Genomic DNA, 1,562 nt, shown 5'->3' with positions numbered 1-1,562 from the left:
CCCGACGCTTATGCCGGCGAGGTGCCGGTGGCTTATGCCACGCTGCTGCCTGGCGCCAGCGCCACGGAAGAAGAGCTGCTGGCCTTCGTCGCCCAGCGGGTGGATGAAGCGCCCGCGCGGCCCAAGCGCATCACCGTGCTGCAGCGCATGCCCACCACCAACGTGGGCAAGATCTTCAAGCCCGAGTTGCGGCAGCTGGCCGCCATCGACACCGTGCAGCAACGCCTGCAGGCGCTGTGGCGCGAAGCAGCACCGGCCGGGCTGCCGCTGGCCGAGGTGCTGGCCGACGGGCCTGCTGGCGTGCTGCTGCGCGCGCCGAAACATCCGGCCTGGCCTACGCTGCGCACCGCAGTGACCGACGCCGTGGCGCGACTGGGCGTGGCCGCCCGCATCGAAGAACAGAACACCAATACCGCCCCTTGACTGGAGGCAACACGATGACCCAACCGATCCACCGCCGCCTCCTGCTGGCCCAGGGTGCCGCTCTGTCTGCCGGCCTGTGCGCCGCGCCCTGGGTGCGCGCGCAAGGCGCCTGGCCCAACAAGCCCATCCGCTTCATCGTGCCGTACAACGCGGGCGGCGCCACCGACGTGTCGGCCCGCGTGATCGCGGAGAAGCTCGGCCAGCGCCTCGGCCAGACGCTGATCATCGAGAACAAGGGCGGCGCAGCCGGCATCCTGGGCACCGACATGGTGGCCAAGGCCGCACCCGACGGCAACACCTTCGTGTTCACGCTCAGCGCCTCGGTGCTGACCAACCAGTTCCTGTTCGCCAAGCTGCCTTACGACCCGCAGAAGGACCTGGCGCTGGTCTCGCAGATCGCCGTGGTGCCGGTGACGCTGGTGGTGCACCCCGACGTGCCCGCCCGCAACGCGGCCGAGCTGCAGGCCTGGATCCGCAAGAACAAGGGCAAGGTGTCGTACGGCTCCTGGGGCATCGGCAGCTACGCCCACCTGGCCGGCGCGTACATGAGCCAGGCCTTGAATGCCGACATGTCGCACGTGGCCTACAAGGGTGAGGCGCCCATGCTGCAGGACCTGCTGGGCGGCCAGATCCAGATGGCCTATGCCAGCGCCTCGGCCACCAAGCCGCACATCGAGATGGGTAAGCTGAAGGTCATCGGCGTCACCGGCGACCAGCGCATGTCGGCACTGCCCAACGTGCCCACGCTGGGCGAGCAGGGCCTGAAGGACGATGCGTACCGCATCTGCGGCTTCGTGGCCATGGCGGCGCCTGCCAAGACGCCGATGGACATCGTGCAGCGCATGGCCAAGGAAGTGAATGCCGTGGTGCAGATGGCCGAGGTGCACGAGAAGCTGGTGGCCATGGGGTTCAATCCCGTGGCCAGTACCCCGGAGGCCTTCATGGCGTCGTACAAGAAGGACGCGCCGGTGTGGGAACAATTGGTGAAGGTGTCCGGCGCCAAGCTGGACTGACGCACCGCCAACAAAAGGAGCTGAACCATGAAGATCCTGGTCCCCGTCAAGCGGGTGGTCGACTACAACGTGAAGGTGCGGGTCAAGGCCGACGGCACCGGCGTGGACATCGCCAACGTCAAGATG

General features: G+C 67.8%; 1 protein-coding gene and 2 pseudogenes. All 3 read left to right on the top strand.

What is annotated here, in order from left to right; all coding sequences use genetic code 11:
- Positions 1-423: pseudogene (locus ABNT58_RS10880) on the top strand (acyl-CoA synthetase); the annotation flags it as partial.
- 14 nt (positions 424-437) lie between these two features.
- Complete coding sequence (locus ABNT58_RS10875; RefSeq protein ID WP_348753498.1) at positions 438-1,436, top strand: tripartite tricarboxylate transporter substrate binding protein; 999 nt, start codon at positions 438-440, stop codon at positions 1,434-1,436.
- A 27-nt stretch (positions 1,437-1,463) separates the two neighbouring features.
- A pseudogene (locus ABNT58_RS10870) lies at positions 1,464-1,562 on the top strand (electron transfer flavoprotein subunit beta/FixA family protein); the annotation flags it as partial.

The organism is uncultured Aquincola sp., assembly GCF_964001545.1.
GTDB lineage: Bacteria > Pseudomonadota > Gammaproteobacteria > Burkholderiales > Burkholderiaceae_C > Aquincola.
This window is presented reverse-complemented; position numbering and strand designations above follow the sequence as displayed.

What these genes read in the sequence shown, in the direction of transcription:
- ABNT58_RS10875 (WP_348753498.1), top strand. Translation starts at nt 438, where the DNA reads ATGACCCAACCGATCCACCGCCGCCTCCTGCTGGCCCAGGGTGCCGCT.